Source organism: Streptomyces sp. NPDC001889 (genome assembly GCF_053594535.1).
In genome coordinates, this window is sequence record NZ_JBSFER010000042.1 from 1 (window position 1) to 17,060 (window position 17,060).

Annotated in this window: 12 protein-coding genes; 5 read left to right on the top strand and 7 right to left on the bottom strand. The window is 72.5% G+C overall.

The features are described from left to right. Positions 1–90 precede the first annotated feature (90 nt). Positions 91–1,545: an MFS transporter gene (locus tag ACWCRA_RS33715; RefSeq protein WP_351548445.1), complete on the bottom strand. Its 1,455-nt coding sequence runs from the start codon at positions 1,543–1,545 to the stop codon at positions 91–93. 576 nt (positions 1,546–2,121) lie between these two features. Between ACWCRA_RS33715 and dusB the strand changes: the two genes are divergently transcribed. From dusB to ACWCRA_RS33730, 3 genes are all read left to right on the top strand, one after another. Next, positions 2,122–3,315: a tRNA dihydrouridine synthase DusB gene (gene dusB, locus ACWCRA_RS33720; protein ID WP_351548448.1), complete on the top strand. Its 1,194-nt coding sequence runs from the start codon at positions 2,122–2,124 to the stop codon at positions 3,313–3,315. Positions 3,316–3,665: 350 nt separating this feature from the next. Then, positions 3,666–6,485, top strand: coding sequence for a pyruvate, phosphate dikinase (gene ppdK / locus ACWCRA_RS33725; RefSeq protein WP_451069350.1), 2,820 nt, complete (start codon positions 3,666–3,668; stop codon positions 6,483–6,485). Between the two features lie 461 nt (positions 6,486–6,946). Further along, positions 6,947–7,999, top strand: a complete 1,053-nt coding sequence (locus tag ACWCRA_RS33730) for an ArsR/SmtB family transcription factor (RefSeq protein WP_351548452.1) — start codon at positions 6,947–6,949, stop codon at positions 7,997–7,999. 181 nt (positions 8,000–8,180) lie between these two features. Here the strand turns inward: ACWCRA_RS33730 and ACWCRA_RS33735 are convergent, their stop codons facing one another. Beyond that, entirely contained in the window at positions 8,181–9,344 is a 1,164-nt protein-coding gene (locus tag ACWCRA_RS33735) for an alkaline phosphatase PhoX (RefSeq protein ID WP_451069359.1), read from the bottom strand. A 170-nt stretch (positions 9,345–9,514) separates the two neighbouring features. Beyond that, positions 9,515–11,563 (bottom strand): amino acid permease, encoded by a 2,049-nt coding sequence (locus ACWCRA_RS33740; RefSeq protein ID WP_451069351.1) that lies wholly within the window; start codon positions 11,561–11,563, stop codon positions 9,515–9,517. Positions 11,564–11,941: 378 nt separating this feature from the next. Here ACWCRA_RS33740 and ACWCRA_RS33745 point away from each other — a divergent pair, with 378 nt between their 5' ends. Next, complete coding sequence (locus tag ACWCRA_RS33745; protein WP_451069352.1) at positions 11,942–12,661, top strand: hypothetical protein; 720 nt, start codon at positions 11,942–11,944, stop codon at positions 12,659–12,661. A 70-nt stretch (positions 12,662–12,731) separates the two neighbouring features. Here the strand turns inward: ACWCRA_RS33745 and ACWCRA_RS33750 are convergent, their stop codons facing one another. From ACWCRA_RS33750 to ACWCRA_RS33765, 4 genes are all read right to left on the bottom strand, one after another. Then, positions 12,732–13,658 (bottom strand): oxidoreductase, encoded by a 927-nt coding sequence (locus ACWCRA_RS33750; RefSeq protein WP_351548460.1) that lies wholly within the window; start codon positions 13,656–13,658, stop codon positions 12,732–12,734. Between the two features lie 57 nt (positions 13,659–13,715). Then, positions 13,716–14,444 carry a class F sortase gene (locus tag ACWCRA_RS33755; protein ID WP_451069353.1) on the bottom strand — a complete coding sequence of 243 codons (729 nt, stop codon included), beginning with the start codon at positions 14,442–14,444 and terminating at the stop codon, positions 13,716–13,718. 96 nt (positions 14,445–14,540) lie between these two features. Next, entirely contained in the window at positions 14,541–15,212 is a 672-nt protein-coding gene (locus tag ACWCRA_RS33760; protein ID WP_351548463.1) for a hypothetical protein, read from the bottom strand. A 308-nt stretch (positions 15,213–15,520) separates the two neighbouring features. Then, positions 15,521–16,294, bottom strand: coding sequence for an aminotransferase class IV (locus tag ACWCRA_RS33765; RefSeq protein ID WP_351548465.1), 774 nt, complete (start codon positions 16,292–16,294; stop codon positions 15,521–15,523). A 102-nt stretch (positions 16,295–16,396) separates the two neighbouring features. Between ACWCRA_RS33765 and ACWCRA_RS33770 the strand changes: the two genes are divergently transcribed. After that, positions 16,397–17,020 (top strand): NADPH-dependent FMN reductase, encoded by a 624-nt coding sequence (locus ACWCRA_RS33770; protein WP_351548468.1) that lies wholly within the window; start codon positions 16,397–16,399, stop codon positions 17,018–17,020. Positions 17,021–17,060: the final 40 nt, after the last annotated feature.

Below are 17,060 nucleotides of genomic sequence, written 5' to 3' on the forward strand. Positions count from 1 at the left end.
GCCGGCGCTCCGCGTGGGCTCCCTCCTCCGCCTCGCGATCCACGGCACCGGACCCCGCTCACCGATCCGGCCCGATCCGAAAGAAACTCCCTAGCCCGGGCGCCCGCCGGGCCGGGAGGTCTCGGCCCCGGCGGGTTCGGCGGGCTCCGCCAGCCGCCCGGCGCACCGCGAGGCGGTGCGCCGGGCCCAGGCGCCGCTGGTGAGCGCGCCCACCACCAGCACGGAGAGCCCGCACCCGGCGATGATCCACCAGGCGGGCCGTGAGGCCGCCACAAAGGCGTCCGCGTACCCGGGGCCGGTGGCGCCGACCGTGACACCGGCCGCCAGGACCGTGCCGATCACCGCGACGCCCAGCGTCTGCCCGATCTGCCGGCTGGTGGAGGCGACGGCGGCGGCGACCCCCGCCTGGGCGCGCGGCATCCCGGAGACGGCCGTATTGGTGATCGGGGTGTTCACCAGCCCGAAGCCGATCCCGAAGAGCACATAGCCGGTGAAGAGCAGCACATCCGAGGTCTCCGCCTCGAAGGCCGCGAAGAGCACCCCGCAGGCCCCCATCGTGACGCCCGCGATCAGCAGCGGCAGCCGGGGGCCCCGGCCGGCCACCATCCGCCCCGACAGCGGCGCGCAGACCAGGGCCATCGTGGCCATGGGCAGCATGTAGAGACCGGCGTGCAGCGCGGAGTAGCCGCGCGCGTTCTGCAGATACAGGGTGTTCAGAAAGAGGAACCCGGCGAGCGCGGCGAAGGCGCTGATCGCGATGACCGTGGCCCCGCTGAAGGGCGCGCTGCGGAAGAAGCGCAGATCGATGAGGGGTTCGCGGCGCCGGGGCTCGTACACCACCACGCCCGCCAGGGCGATCAGCGCGATCGCGCCGAAGACGGGGTCGGTCTCGATGATCGCGTAGGTGAGGGAGCCCAGCAGGGCGATGATCAGCAGCTGCCCCACCGGGTCGGCGCGGCGGGGTCTGGGCGCCTTGGACTCGGGGATGTAGCGCCAGGTCAGCAGGAGGGCGCCGATACCGACGGGCAGATTGACCCAGAAGATGGAGCGCCAGCCGATGGTGTCGACCAGCAGCCCGCCCACGATCGGCCCCGCCGCCATCGAGATCCCGACCACCCCGCCCCAGATCCCGATGGCACGGGCCCGTTCGCCCGGGTCGGTGAAGGTGTTGGTGATGATCGACATGGCGACCGGGTTGAGCATGGAGCCGCCGATCGCCTGGATCATCCGGAAGACGACGAGGGACTCCAGGGTGGGGGCGAGGGAGCAGAGCAGCGAGCCGAGGGTGAAGAGGATCAGGCCGGCCATGAAGACCTTGCGCCGTCCGATGCGGTCGGCGGTGGAGCCCGAGAGCATCAGGAGGGAGGCCAGGACGAGGGTGTAGGCGTCGATGGTCCATTGGAGGCCGGAGACGGAGGCGTGGAGGTCGTGGCCGATGGAGGGGAGGGCGACGTTGAGGATGGTGTTGTCGAGGCTGACGATCAGGAGGGAGGTGCAGCAGATCGCCAGGATCAGGAGGCGCCGCCGGGGGGCTGGCTCGGACATGCCTGGACAGTACGACCCCCCGCCTCCCCTCGCACCCCCCGGCCGCGAGCCGCCCCCGCCCCTCCACGCCTCAATCTCCCCCGGAGCCATGGGCAACCCGAGCGATTTCAGCCCGTCCGGGGGCACCTCCCGGAGGCAGCTCTGGGGGAGTTTGAGGACGGACCCTGTGCGACAGGGCCCCGCATGTTGCGGGCCACGGTCGGGGGCCAGCCCCCGAACCCCCGCTCCTCAAACGCCGGAGGGGCTGGGGTGGTGCTGCTCAGTCGCCGAAGGGGCTGGGGTGGTGCTGCTCAGTCGCCGGAGGGGCTGGGGTGGTGCTGCTCAGTCGCCGGAGGGGCCGGGGTGGTGCTGCTCAATCGCCGGAGGGGCCGGGGTGGTGCTGCTCAATCGCCGGGGGGTCTGCTCAGCGCGTCTGGGGGTGCCTCCAGTGTCATGGGCAACCCGAGCAAATTCAGCCCGTCCGGCGATTGAGGACGGACCCCGGGGCACAGGGGCCCGCATCCTGCGGGGGCGCACCGTGAGGCACCCCCCCCGGGAGGGGCGCACCCACCGCAGGGGATGCGGGACAATGAAGGAATGACCACGCTCGCCCCCGCGTCCCCCCTCTCCATCGGCCCCCACACCGTCCAGCCCCCCGTCATCCTCGCCCCCATGGCCGGCATCACCAACGCCCCCTTCCGCACCCTCTGCCGGGAGTTCGCCGAGGGGGTCCGGGGGTTCGGAGGGGTGCCCGCGCGGGGGGCCGACGCGGGGTCCAAGGGGCTCTTCGTCAGCGAGATGATCACCACGCGGGCGCTGGTCGAGCGCAACGACAAGACCATGCAGCTGATCCATTTCGACGCCCACGAGACCCCCCGCTCCATCCAGCTCTACGGTGTGGACCCGGTCACCGTCGGCAAGGCGGTCCGCATGATCGTGGACGAGGGGCTCGCCGACCACATCGATCTGAACTTCGGCTGCCCGGTCCCCAAGGTCACCCGCAAGGGCGGCGGCTCCGCCCTCCCGTACAAGCGGCCCCTGCTGCGGGCGATCCTCCACGAGGCCGTCTCCAACGCCGGGGACCTCCCGGTCACCATGAAGATGCGCAAGGGCATCGACGACGACCACATCACCTATCTCGACGCCGGCCGGATCGCCGTCGAGGAGGGTGTCACCGCCATCGCGCTGCACGGCCGCACCGCCGCCCAGCACTACGGCGGCACGGCGGACTGGGACGCCATCGCCCGGCTGAAGGAGCACGTCCCGGAAATCCCGGTGCTGGGCAACGGCGACATCTGGTCGGCCGACGACGCGCTGCGGATGGTGCGGGAGACCGGCTGCGACGGTGTGGTCGTGGGGCGCGGCTGTCTCGGACGGCCCTGGCTCTTCGGCGATCTCGTCTCGGCCTTCGAGGGAACGGGCGGCGCCGCCGCGCCCACCCTGCGGGAGGTCGCCGGGGTGATGCGCCGCCACGCCGAGCTGCTCGGCGAGTGGATCGGCGACGAGGCGCGCGGAGTGATCGACTTCCGTAAGCACGTGGCCTGGTACCTCAAGGGCTTCGCGGTCGGCTCCGAGATGCGCAAGCGGCTCGCGGTCACCTCCTCGCTCGCCGAGCTGGACGAGCGGCTCGCGCTGCTCGACCTGGACCAGCCCTGGCCCGCCGGCGCGGACGGCCCGCGCGGGCGCACCTCCGGGAACAACCGGGTGGTGCTCCCGGACGGCTGGCTCAAGGACCCGTACGACTGCTCCGCCGTGAGCGCCGAGGCCGAACTGGACACCTCCGGCGGCTGACCGCCCCGCCCCCCGCACCCTCCCCCCCTGCACCGCTCGGCGTGCTCCACCCGGTCCGGATGGTGGACCGCCGGGTCCTTCGGGCGCGTGATTCTCGCCACCCCTGATAGGGGTGCCGCTCAGATGAGCGAAATAGTGGCGACTGCATCTCTCGGAAGGGTGGCACGGAGTGCCACCCTTCGTGGCTTCACTCCCTCAACACCCGGCTCCCCACTCGTCACCGTGCGTCGCACCGGCCCCCGTCACCGTCGCCTTGGGTGGGCATGGATTCAAGCCTTGAAGCGGCGAAGGCCGCCCGGGCGCTCCCCGGTCGCCTTTCGATCCGCTGGCGGACGGGTGGTTACGGCCCCATGACGACCAGGTGGACGTACCCAGACGCCTTTGATCTGGGTATGTTCCTCGCCGTCAGGGCAGCCACCGAGCCTCTTGAGGAGTCGAGAGACGTGTCGGAAAAGAACGTTCAGCCGGACCAGAAGTTCGTCTACGACTTCACCGAGGGCAACAGGGACCTCAAGGATCTCCTCGGCGGGAAGGGTGCGAACCTCGCCGAGATGACCAACCTCCGGCTGCCCGTCCCTCCGGGCTTCACCATCACCACCGAGGCCTGCAAGGTCTACCTGGAGAGCGGCGCGGAGCCCGCCGCCCTGCGCGACGAGGTGAGTGCGCACCTCGAAGCGCTGGAGCGCCGCATGGGCAAGAAGCTGGGCCAGGCGGACGACCCGCTGCTGGTCTCGGTGCGCTCGGGCGCCAAGTTCTCCATGCCCGGCATGATGGACACCGTCCTCAACATCGGCCTCTCCGACGCCTCCGTGGCCGGCCTCGCCGAGCAGTCCGGCGATGAGCGCTTCGCCTGGGACTCCTACCGCCGGCTCATCCAGATGTTCGGCAAGACCGTCCTCGGCGTCGAAGGCGACCTCTTCGAGGAGGCACTCGATGCCACCAAGGAGGCCAAGAAGGTCAGCGTCGACACCGATCTGGACGCGGCCGATCTGAAGGCACTGGTCAAGCAGTTCAAGAAGATCGTCAAGTCCCGGGCGGGGCGGGACTTCCCGCAGGACCCGCGCGAGCAGATGGACCTGGCCGTCACCGCGGTCTTCGACTCCTGGAACGGCGACCGCGCCAAGCTCTACCGCCGCCAGGAGCGCATCCCCGGCGACCTCGGCACCGCCGTCAACATCTGCTCCATGGTCTTCGGCAACCTCGGCCCCGACTCCGGCACCGGGGTCGCCTTCACCCGCGACCCGGCCAGCGGCCAGCAGGGCGTCTACGGCGACTACCTCCAGAACGCCCAGGGTGAGGACGTCGTCGCGGGCATCCGCAACACCGTGCCCCTCGCCGATCTGGAGAAGATCGACAAGGTCTCGTACGACCGGCTGATGCAGATCATGGAGACCCTGGAGAACCACTACCAGGACCTCTGCGACATCGAGTTCACCATCGAGCGCGGGCAGCTCTGGATGCTCCAGACCCGGGTCGGCAAGCGGACCGCGGGCGCCGCCTTCCGGATCGCCACCCAACTCGTCGACCAGGGCCTGATCGACGAGGCCGAGGCCCTCCAGCGGGTCACCGGCGCCCAGCTCGCCCAGCTGATGTTCCCCCGCTTCGACGAGGCGGCCCGGGCCGAGCTGCTCGGCCGGGGCATCGCCGCCTCGCCCGGCGCCGCCGTCGGCAAGGCCGTCTTCGACTCGTACACCGCCATCAAGTGGTCCCGCTCCGGCGAGAAGGTCATCCTCATCCGCCGCGAGACCAACCCCGACGACCTCGACGGGATGATCGCCGCCGAGGGCATCCTCACCTCGCGCGGCGGCAAGACCTCCCACGCGGCCGTCGTCGCCCGGGGCATGGGCAAGACCTGTGTCTGCGGCGCGGAGGAGCTGGAGGTCGACACCAAGCGGCGCCGGATGACCGCCGGCACCACCGTCATCGAGGAGGGGGACGTCGTCTCCATCGACGGCTCCACCGGCAAGGTCTACCTCGGCGAGGTGCCGGTCGTGCCGTCCCCGGTCGTCGAGTACTTCGAGGGCCGGATGCACGCGGGCGCCGACGACGCCGACGAGCTGGTCGGCGCCGTCCACCGGATCATGTCGTACGCCGACCGGGTGCGCCGGCTGCGGGTGCGCGCCAACGCCGACAACGCCGAGGACGCCCTGCGCGCCCGGCGGTTCGGCGCCCAGGGCATCGGGCTCTGCCGCACCGAGCACATGTTCCTCGGCGAGCGCCGCGAGATGGTCGAGAAGCTGATCCTCGCCGACACCGACGACGAGCGCACCACCGCGCTGGAGCAGCTCCTGCCGCTCCAGAAGAAGGACTTCATCGAGCTGTTCGAGGCGATGGACGGACTACCGGTGACGATCCGGCTGCTCGACCCGCCGCTGCACGAGTTCCTCCCGGACATCACCGAGCTGTCGGTGCGGGTGGCCCTCGCCGAGTCCCGCAAGGACCACAACGAGAACGATCTCCGCCTCCTCCAGGCCGTCCACCGGCTGCACGAGCAGAACCCCATGCTGGGCCTGCGGGGCGTACGGCTCGGTCTGGTCATCCCCGGTCTCTTCGCCATGCAGGTCCGGGCCATCGCCGAGGCCGCCGCGGCCCGCAAGGACGCCAAGGGCGACCCGCGCGCCGAGATCATGATCCCGCTGGTGGGCACCGTCCAGGAGCTGGAGATCGTCCGGGACGAGGCCGAGCAGGTCATCGCGGAGGTGCGGGCCGCCACCGGGGTCGAGCTGAAGCTCGCGCTCGGCACCATGATCGAGCTGCCGCGTGCCGCGCTGACCGCCGGACAGATCGCCGAGGCCGCCGAGTTCTTCAGCTTCGGCACCAACGACCTCACGCAGACGGTCTGGGGCTTCTCCCGGGACGATGTGGAGGCGAGCTTCTTCACCGCCTACCTGGAGAAGGGCATCTTCGGTGTCTCGCCCTTCGAGACCATCGACCGCGACGGCGTCGGCTCGCTGGTGCGGAGCGCGGTGGCGGACGGGCGGGCGACCCGCCCCGATCTGAAGCTGGGGGTCTGCGGGGAGCACGGCGGCGACCCGGAGTCCGTGCACTTCTTCCACGAGGTGGGGCTCGACTACGTCTCCTGCTCGCCGTTCCGCATCCCGGTGGCGCGGCTGGAGGCGGGGCGCGCGGCGGCACTGGCCCCGAAGGGTGACGGGACCGGCACGCGCTAGGTCCTCAACAGGCCCCGCGGCGGCGGCTGTTGCGCCCGGGGCCGCAGTGCCCTTCGGTTTCTTTCGGTACTTCCGTAAAGACCTTGGTGAATAGGGTCTTGATACGAACCGTACGCCAGTGAGACCGATCTTGACGGAGCCGTAAATTCTGTCGTTCGCCTTAGAAACGGAGGGCGGGGCGCGGCCTGTAGATCCCCATCCACGGGCCGCGCCCCATTACCCCAGCCGAACAGGGAGCCGCACCTTCTGTCACCCGCCGCCGGATGTGCGAAGCCCCCCACGGTCTTCGCTCATCCATCGGAGACAGAAGGAACCTGCCCGACGCCGTACAGCCTTTCGGTTCGCACCCAACTCGGGCGAGACATTTCAACTCTGGCTGAAACTCCGTGGTAACCGCCTGTGATGACGTGCATACTCAGTGATCGGGGCGATTGCGGGTGCAACAGTGGGGGTTCGGTTCAGTGCTGCGTATCCATTTCACCGGCGATGACCTGGCCAGAGTGAGAATGGCCACAAGGCCGGATGCGCTGTGGGAAACGATTCTCAGTTTTCATCGATTGAGAGAGCGCCGCCGCGCTCAGATGTTCGGCGAATGGCGGACGGAAACCCGAACGCGGTTGAATGGTGAAACAAGCCTGCTCTCCGCTCTGGTGCCGCCCCGGGGATATTTCCCGGACTTTCTCACTCCGCGCGAGGGCAGCGGCGGGCTGGAGGCGGGACTTGAGGCGATCCGGGGGACCGCCCCCGGGCGCCTCCATTCCGAACTGGCCCTTGTGACGGCCGCCGCCGGAACCACCCCGGAACAGAAATCCGACCGAACGACCGAACGGCCCGCCGAGCGCGCCGCCGAACGGGCCGGGCGGCTCGCCGGACTCGCCGAGGGCCGCGCCGAACCCCTCGCCCGGCTCCTCTCCGTACTGCGCAGCTATCACCGCGCCGCCATCGAGCCGTACTGGGCCCACATCCAGGCCCGGGTCGAGGCCGACCGCGCGGTGCGGGGCCGGGCGCTGCTCGACGGCGGCACGGCCGAACTGCTCGGCTCGCTCCCGCCCGTGCTGCGCTGGCGGGCCCCCGTCCTGGAGTCGGACTACCCGGTCGACCGCGAAGTGACCCTGGACGGCCGGGGGCTGCTGCTCCAGCCCTCGTTCTTCTGCCGGGGCACCCCGGTCGTCTACCGGGACCCCAGCCTCCCGCCGGTCCTCGTCTACCCCGCCGCCCACAGCCCCGAGCCCGCCTTCGGGGAGAGCGCCGGCACCGCGCTGGGCCCCTCCCTCGGCCGGCTGGTGGGCCACACCCGCTCCGCCGTCCTCCAGGCCATCCGCTACGGCTGCACCACCAGCGAACTCGCCCGCAGAGCCGGGGTCTCGCTCGCCTCCGCCAGCCAGCACGCCGCCGTGCTCAGGGAAGCGGGCCTGGTGCTGACGCTGCGCCACGGCAACGCCGTGCTCCACACCCTGACCCCGCTGGGCGCGGCCCTGCTCCGGGGCGGCGCCCCGGCCGAGGCCACCGGCTGACCGGCCGCGATCACGACCGCGATCACGACCGCGATCACGATCACGACCAGGGCCACGACCAGGGCCAGGATCAGGACCGGGGCCAGGACCGGGGCCACGACCAGGATCAGGACCGGCCCCGTACCGGCCGACGGATGCCGTACCGGCGGGCCCGGCCCGCGCCGTGGACGCCGCCGGGTGGCTACGACCGGAAGGGGCCGGTCACCTCATAGGTGATGCCACCCGCCGCCGAACCGCTCGTACCGTACTGGCTGGAGAAGTACAGCCGGGAGCCGTCCGGGGAGAACGCCGGGCCGGTGATCTCCGACGACGACTGCCCCTCGACCCGCAGAAAGGTCGCCACCTCGCCCTCCCGCGTGATCACACAGATGTCCATGGTGCCGCCGTCCTCCGCCACGAACAGATCGCCCGACGCGCTGCCGGTGACATTGTCGACCCCCGTGAGCGGCGTCCCGCCCGTCTCGACCAGGGAGTCGTCGTACGCCAGCCCATAGGTGCCGTCCGCCGCGTCCAGCTCCCAGACCCGGTTGTCCCCCTTGGTGGTGAACCAGACCGTGTCATCGGCATAGTGACACCCCTCGCCGCCGCTGAACCGCTTGGCCCCCGCGACCTGCCGGCGCGTCGGGGTGTCCACCGCCGCCGGATCGGGGACATCCGCCCAGGTGAACCGGCCCGAGGTGGCGGTGGACGCGATCAGCACCTGGAGCGTGCCGGTTGCGAGCGAACCCCAGACGGTGGGGACGAAGCGGTACAGACAGCCGTCGGGCTCGTCCTCCGTCAGATACACCACCCGCCGTACGGGGTCGGCCGCCGCCGCCTCGTGCTTGAACCGGCCCATCGCGTCCCGCCGCACCGCCGCCGCGACCCCCCAGGGATCGGTCTCGTACACATGGCCGCGCCCGACCTCCTCGCAGGAGAGCCAGGTGTTCCACGGCGTCCGCCCGCCCGCGCAGTTCTGCCGGGTGCCGGAGAGGATGCGGTACGCGCCGGTGATCTCACCCGACGCCGAGAGGACCACCGCGCTCGCCCCGCCCGAGGGGTTGATCTCCGAGTTGGAGACATAGATCCACCCGGTGCCGTCCGCGAAGCACGCGCCGCCGTCCGGGGCGCCGTGCCAGCGGTACGAGGTGCCCGCGACCGGCTCCCCCGAGCGCGCGATCACCCGGCTGCCGAACCCGCTCGGCAGTGCGATGCCCCGCGCGTCCGCCGGGAGCAGCGCGCCGTACGGGCCGGGGCCGGGCTGCGCCGGGTCCGCGTGGGCCGCGCCCCGCCACAGCGAGCCGCCGAACGCGGCGGACGCCGAGGCGCCGATCACCGCCGTGCGCAGAAAGCCCCGCCGTTCGATCCGCCGTTCGCTCCAGCGTTCCATGTGCCGCTCCATGCGTCGGTGACAGCCCGCACCGCCGGGCGGCGGCGCGGGGCCGCGCGACGAGGGAACCCGGAGGGCGCCGGGTTGACGGTGCGTCAACCCGGATGGACCCGTACGGCCCGGACCCCGGGGAATACCGGGAGGTCCTAGCGGTTCCGGAGGTTCGGCGCCCGCCCAGTATCGGGGAGCCGGAAGCGCAACCGGCAGATCACCGCGTCCGTGTCCCGGCGGACCGCGTGCGCCAGCACCGCCCCGCGCTGGTTCTGGAGCAGCCGCTGCCACAGCCGGCGGGGCTCCACCTCCGCGATCAGCACCGTGACCCGGGTCCCCGGGTGGTAGCGGTGGATGCGGCGGACATACTCCGACACCGGCCGCCCTATCGTCCGGTGCTCCGCGTTCAGCTCCACCAGCTCGACCCCCGGGTTCCACCGCTCCCAGTCCCGGCGCAGCGCCCGGGACTCCGCCCGGCCCTCCGCGTCCTGATGGGTCACCGTCACCGCCCGCACCTCGTCGCCCAGCGACACGGCCGCGTTCACCGCCTCGCAGGTCAGCCGGGACAGATGCGATACGGGAACGATCACCAGCGACCGGTCCCGGTGCGGGGCCTCCGGCACCCGGCCCAGGCCGATGCCCTCGTCGATCCGCCCGTACGCCCCGTGCACCCGCTCGAAGAGCAGCACCAGCACCGGCAGCGCGATCACCACCAGCCAGGCGCCCTCGGTGAACTTGGTGGCGGCGACCACGACCGCGCTCACCCCCGTGAGCACCGCTCCCAGACCGTTGAGCACGGCCCTGCGCCGCCACCCGGGGGAGCGGTGCGCCCGCCAGTGGACCACCATGCCGGTCTGGCAGATGGTGAAGCCCACGAACACCCCGATCGCGAAGAGCGGCACCAGGGTGTTGGTGTCGCCGCCGGAGAAGAACAGCAGCAGGGCCGCGACGGCGCCCAGGGCGACCACGCCGTGGCGGTGCACCTCCCGGTCGGCCTTCAGCCGGAAGACATGCGGGAGGTAGTTGTCGCGGGCGAGCAGCGACATCAGCACCGGCAGCCCGCCGAAGGAGGTGTTGGCGGCGAGCGCCAGCAGGACGACGGTGGCGAACTGGACGACATAGAAACCCCAGTTGTGGCCGAGGGAGGCGTCCGCGAGCTGGGCGAGGACGGTCACGCCCTCCACCGGCTGGAGATGGAAGCGGCCGATGAGCACGGAGAGGCCGATCAGCATCACCCCGAGCAGCGCGCCGAGGGCGACCTCGGTGCGCTGGGCGCGCCGGACGGCCGGTGCGCGGAAGGACGGTACGGCGTTGGCGACCGCCTCCACCCCGGTCAGCGCGGAGCAGCCGGACGCGAACGCCTTCAGCAGGAGGAGCGCGCCGACGGTGGTGGCGCTGTCGCCGAGCACGGACGCGTGCCCGGCCGCGGCCTCCGTGGACGCCGGGGTGTCCCGGAGGAGCCCGGCCACGATCACGGTGAGGATCGAGCCGACGAAGACGGCGGTGGGCACGATGAAGGCCTTCGCCGAGTCGACGATGCCGCGCAGATTCACCCCCGTGACCAGCACCAGAACACCGAGGCAGAGCACCAGCCGGTCGTCGTACAGCTCGGGGAAGGCCGAGGTCAGCGCGGCCACGCCCGCCGTGACGGAGACCGCCACGTTCAGTACGTAGTCGAGGATCAGCGAGGCGGCGGCGACCAGCCCGGTGCGGCGGCCCAGATGGGCGCGGGCGACGGCGTAGGAGCCGCCGCCGTCCGGGAAGGCGGCGATGACCTGGCGGTAGGAGGCGACGAGGACCGTCAGCAGGGCGGCGATGGCGAGGGTGACGGGCAGGGTGTGGCCGAGCCCGGCGGCGCCCGCCGCCGCGAGGACCAGGACGATGGCCTCGGGGCCGTACGCCACCGAGGCCATGGCGTCCAGGGAGAGCGCGGCCAGGCCCTGGAGCGAGGTCAGCCGGTGCCGCTCACCGCCGCCGTCACCGTCGGGCCCGGGGGGCCGTGCGGTCGCTCTGCCGCGCGGCGGGCCGGGGGTGCTGGACGCCCCGGGGGTGCTGGACGCGCTGGGGGCGCCGGGTGTGCTGGACGCGTCCGGTGCGGCGGAGGCGCCCGATGTGCTGGGTGTGCTGGGTGTGCGGGGTGTGCGGGGTGTGTTGGGTCCGCCGGGTGTGCCTGGTCCGCCGGGGCGCGTGGGGAGAGTGGTCATCGTGACGGGGAACCTCCGGTGGTGGGCCCGGAAGTGTGCGCCGGCCCGCGCCCCGACGGCCGAGCCGGCCAACGGCAGCCCCAGCGTGCCGGGGCGCCCGCCGCCCGCCGTGCCGTTTTGTCATGTTCCATGCGCCGGTGCGCCCGGTCTTCACACGACTTTGACGCCCCGCGTAGAGAACCCGTCAGCGGTTCTCCCGACAGGCGGACAGCGGGGGCCGCGCGGCCCTACCGTCCCCCCATGGAGAGCGAGAGCGGAAGTGGGCGCCGGAACGGCGAGGCGCGGGGGAGCGGGGGCGCCCCTGACCGGGGACCCGGTGACGCCGGGTCAGCCGGCGGGGGTGGGTCCGCCGGGTCCGCCGGTGCGGGGGACGGGTGCGTGCCGGGCGGTGGCGCGGGCGGGGCGGGAGCGTCCGCCGGGCCCGGCGAGCGGGCCGCCGGGGGCGGCGGGTTCGGCGGGGTCGGCGGGTTCGGCGCGCCGGCCGAGGCCGGGGCGGCCGGGAGCCCCGCTGGGGCCACCCGGACCGGGCCCGGGGGGTTCCTGCTCGGTGACGGCGGCCCCGGTGACGAGGGGTTCGCCCGGGCCGAGCGCCGGGAGACGGTGCTCGCGGAGGACCGGCGGTGGGTGGGCGACATCCGGGCCGCCGCCTTCTGCGCGCTCAGCCTCGGAGTCCTCCTCCACCTCATGGACTTCTCCGGCGGCACCCTCGACGGCTCCCGCTCCGCCCTGTGGACCACCCTCTCGGTCACGCTCTTCGCCGTCCTCTTCCCGCCCCGGGTGACGGCGGGCCGCCACTGGCTCTCCGTCCGGGGACTGTTCCGCGAACGCCGTGTCAGCACGGATCTGCTCACCCGGGCGGCCCGTCGGGGCGGTGTGTCCCAGCGCATCGTGCTCACCGACATCCGGGGCCGCCGGGTCGAGGTGGACCCGAGCACCCTCGCCGGCAACCCCCTGCTCTGGCACGAACTGGACCGGGGCGTCCGCAAATCCCGGGAGCGCGGACTGCTCGGCACCGGCTCCGCCATGCTCCAGCACCTCTCCGACCGGATCGAGGCGGACACCGTCCGCGCCGTCTTCGAGGTGTCCGAACTCCGCTAGGACCTGCCCGGGCGGCGCCGGGCCCGCGGCTTCCCCGGGCGGTGCCGGGCCCACCCGGCGCTCAGGGCGCTCAGGGCGCCAGCCCCTCGTACACCACCCCCGTGAGCTGCTCCGACGCCACCCACAGCCGCTCGCCCGCCACATCGCTGCGGGTCCACCCGGTCCGCCAGGAGGGCGCGGGGGCGCCGCGCCAGCCGAGCCGGCCCGGGCCGGTGAAGGAGTCGGGGCGCACCCCGGGCGCGGTCGCCGCGTACAGCGTCGGGAGCGCGCCCGCCGTCGCGGTCTGCGCGAGCACCAGATTGCCGAGGCGCACCACCTGCTCGGCGGCCCGGCGCCCCTCCATGCGCGGCCCGGCGGTCTGGAGGTTGGTGGAGGCGTACCCGGGGTGGGCGGCGGCGGCCACGACCTCGGAGCCGGCCGCCGCGAGCCGCCGCGCCAGCTCGTGGGTGAAGAGCAGATTCGCCGTCTTGGACCGGCCGTACGCGATCCAGCGCCGGTAGTGGCGTTCGCTGTTGAGGTCGCCCATGTCCAGATTGGCCAGGGCGTGCATCCCGCTGGAGACCGTCACCACCCGGGCGCCCGCCGTGCCGAGCAGTCGCGGCAGCAGCAGCCCGGTGAGCGCGAAGTGGCCGAGGTGGTTCACCCCGAACTGGGTCTCGAACCCGTCGGCGGTCCGTCCCTGCGGCAGCGCCATCACCCCGGCGTTGTTGATCAGCAGATCGAGCCGGTCGTGCGGAAGGCGCGCCGCGAACTCGCGCACCGACGCCAGATCCCCCAGGTCCAGCCGCCGGCACTCCACCTCCGCGCTGGGCACCGCCCCCCTGATCAGCCCCTCCGCCTGCCGGCCGCGCTCCTCGCTGCGACAGGCGAGTACCACCCGTGCGCCCTTGCGGGCCAGCTCCCGGGCCGTGATCAGACCGATGCCGCTGTTGGCGCCGGTGACCACGGCCGTCCGTCCGTGCTGATCCGCCATGTCGCTGGTGCGCCAGCCCGCCATCGCCCTCACCCTGACCCTTCGCCGTGCCCGTCGTCCGGGCGCTCAGCGTAGGAGCCGTCAGGCCGGGGAGCCACTCTCCACGGCGGGGCCGGTGTCCAGCGCCGCCGCCCCGGGCCCCGGCGCGGACTCCGGCGCGACCGGGGGCCCGGCCTCGGGTCCCGCTCCGGCGCGCACCCCGATGAGATGGGCGAAGGCAACCACATTGCCCTGGTATCCGCCCTTCTCGCTGAAGCCGCCCCCGCAGGTGATCACCCGCAGCTCGGCCCGCCCCCGGGGCCCGTACACCTTCGCGTCGGGGAACTTTTCCGTCCCGTACACCTCGATCGCGTCGATGGTGAACACGGCGGTACGCCCGTCCTGGCGCGAGACCTCGATCCGGTTGCCCTTCTTGAGCGCGCCGAGCCCGTAGAAGACAGCGGGCCCCTTGGCGTTGTCGACGTGCCCGGCGACGACGGCGGTGCCCTTCGAGCCCGGGGGAGTCCCGTCGCGGTACCAGCCGGCGAGGTTGCGGGCATCGGGCGGCGGCACCTCCAGGCTGCCGTCCCGGGCGAGCGCGAGGCCCATGAGCGGGGTGTCCACATCGATGTACGGGATGCGCAGCCGCACCGGTCCCGACGGGGGCAGCGGATCGGCCGCCGCCTCGGTGTGCTTGTGCGGTCCCGCGGCGAAGGCCTCGGCGGCCGACGGCATGGGCGGGGTGACGTTCTGAGCGCCGTTCTGCACCAGCCACAGGCCCGCGCAGACGGCCGCGGCAATGCCCCAGCCCTTGGCCCGGTCGCCGCTCATCGCTCCTCCTGATGGGTCTCCCCGCCCCCGGCGGGCCGCGGTGGGCCCGCCGGGGGCGGGGTGACGGCGGGTGACGGCCGGTCTCGGAGCCGTCCGTCAACTGCCCTGCGCGCCGCTCGCCCGGCGACGCAGGAGCAGGGTCCCGCCGGCGCCGGCGGCGACCAGTACGGCCACCCCCGCCGCCATCCGGTCGGTGTCGGGGGCGACACTGCCCCCGACACCGGTCTGTACATGACCACTGGGCTGCTGATGGTGCTGCTGCCCGCCCGAGTCGTTCTCCTCGTATCCACCCGAGCCGTGGTCACTGGCGCCGCTGCTGTGTCCGCTGCTGTCGCCACTGCTGTTGCCGCCGCTGTCGTGCGAGCCCGATTCCTCGCCCTCGTTCTTGTTGCTGTACGAGGCGGACTCGCCGTCGCGGTGGCGCAGGGTCACCTCACCGGTGACCCGTTTGCCGTTGGCGCAGCGCACACTGACGCCGTACGCCCCGGCCTGGACCCCGTGCGGGACCAGGAACTGCCCCACCACGGACTCCTTGTGGGAGCCGGGGGACATCCGGAACTCGCCCGCACCCAGGGAGCGGGCGTCTCCGACGCCCTGGCCCTCCTCGCCGCAGGCGGTGGTATTCGCGGTGACGGTCGCCCCCGGGGCGGCGGTGGATGGGAACACCTCCAGGGACTCGGGGTCCCCGGCGTACGCTCCGGGGGCCGTGAGGCCTATGGTGGCGACCGCCAGTCCGGCAGAGATGAACAGTCGGGCGGTGGTGCGCATGGAGTTCCTCCGAAAAGCGTGGTGCTGACTACGTCACCTCAGAGATAAGGCGCACCGCGCCTCCCACGCCTGCTGATGGGGCATCAGATTTTTCCGCGCACTCGGCGTGTCGCGCTGGACGGGGAGTGTTGTCGCAGGTCAGAGCGGGTGATGGCCAATCAGATGGCAGGCGTGCTGAATGAGTGACGGGTTCACCCGTTCACCCTCGGGCCGGCTGTCCCGCGCCATTCGCCTCCGGGCCGTTCGCCTCCGCGCCATTCGCCTCCGCGCCGTTCGCCCCCCGGCCGGCCCCCTCGTCCCGGGCCCGGTCAGACGCGGTCCCACTCCACGGCGTCGTACGCCGAGGTCACCGACGCCATGAGCGCCCGGTCGACGGCGTACTCCACCGTCCGTTCCGCCGTGTCGATCCGGGAGACGGGGGCGAACCCCCGGGAATTGGTGAGGAAGGCCGCGGAGTATCCGGGCAGATCGCCGAGGGTGACCCGGCGCCGGGCCGAGGGCAGCCGGGGCTCCAGCAGCGACCGGGTCATCCCCATCAGACAGGGAGCCTCGGGCCAGACCGCCGTGGTGCCGTCCCAGAAGGCGATGTTGGTGACCGCGCCCTCGGTCACCGTCCCGTCCGGCGCGGTGAGCAGGGCCTCGTCGTATCCCGCGCGCGATACGACGGCCAGGGCGTGGTTCTGCCCGAAGGAGCCCAGGTGCTTGATGTGCGGATGGTCGCGGACGTACGGCACGGAGAGCAGCCGCTTCGGGGCCGGCTCCATGGTGCGCGGCTCGCGCACGGTGACCATGAGGGTGGGCCGCTCATCGCCCTCGGGCCAGTACACATACACCCGTACGGACCCGTCCGACACGCCCGCCGCGCTCAGGCCCCGCCGGATCTCCTCCCGTACCCGCTCCCCGTCGAGTCCGCTTCCGTACAGCTCCCGTGTCGAGCCGTCCAGCCGCTGGAGATGGAGTCCGAGCCCACGCACCCGGCCGTCCCTGACCTGCATCGCGGTGAAGTGCCCATAGGTGTTGAGGGCGGGCATGGCGAGGGTCCCGGCCGTGGCGGTGACACCGTTGACGGCTATATAGGTCATGCCACCACGGTAGGAGGGGCGCCGGCGCGGCGGGAGTATCACCGATCGGGTGACCTTCCGGCGCTTGACCTCAATTTAGGTTGAGGTACGAGTCTTCTCGTCATGGACCTCACCACGCGGGAGAACCCGCCGACCACCCCTGTCCCCTCCACCCCCCTGAAGCTGGTCGTCATCCTGGCCAGCAACCGCGAAGGCCGGTTCGGTCCGGTCATCGGCGAGTGGTTCCTGGAACACGCCCGGGCGCACCCGGAGTTCGCCGTCGAGGTCGTCGATCTGGGGCGGGAGGAGCTGCCCACCGGGATGACCAGCGATCTGGCCCCCGCCGTCGCCGCCTCGCTCGGCCGGATCTCGCCCCGGCTCGCCGCCGCCGACGCGTTCGTCGTCATCACCCCCGAGTACAACCACTCCTTCCCCGCCTCCATCAAGGCGCTCATCGACTGGCACTTCAGCGAGTGGCGCGTGAAGCCGGTCGGGTTCGTCTCCTACGGCGGGATGTCGGGCGGTCTGCGGGCGGTCGAGCAGTTGCGGCAGGTCTTCGCCGAGATGCACTCGGTGACCATCCGCGACACCGTCTCCTTCCACAATCCGCGCGGCCACTTCGACGAGGAGGGCCGGCACCGGGACCCGGAGGCCCCCGGCGCCGCCGCGAAGGCGATGCTGGAGCAGCTCGCGTGGTGGGGGCAGAGCCTGCGGGACGCGAAGGCGGTGCGGAAGTACGGGAGCTGAGGGGCGCGCTCCGGGCGCGGGGCCGGTTTGCGGGCCGGCG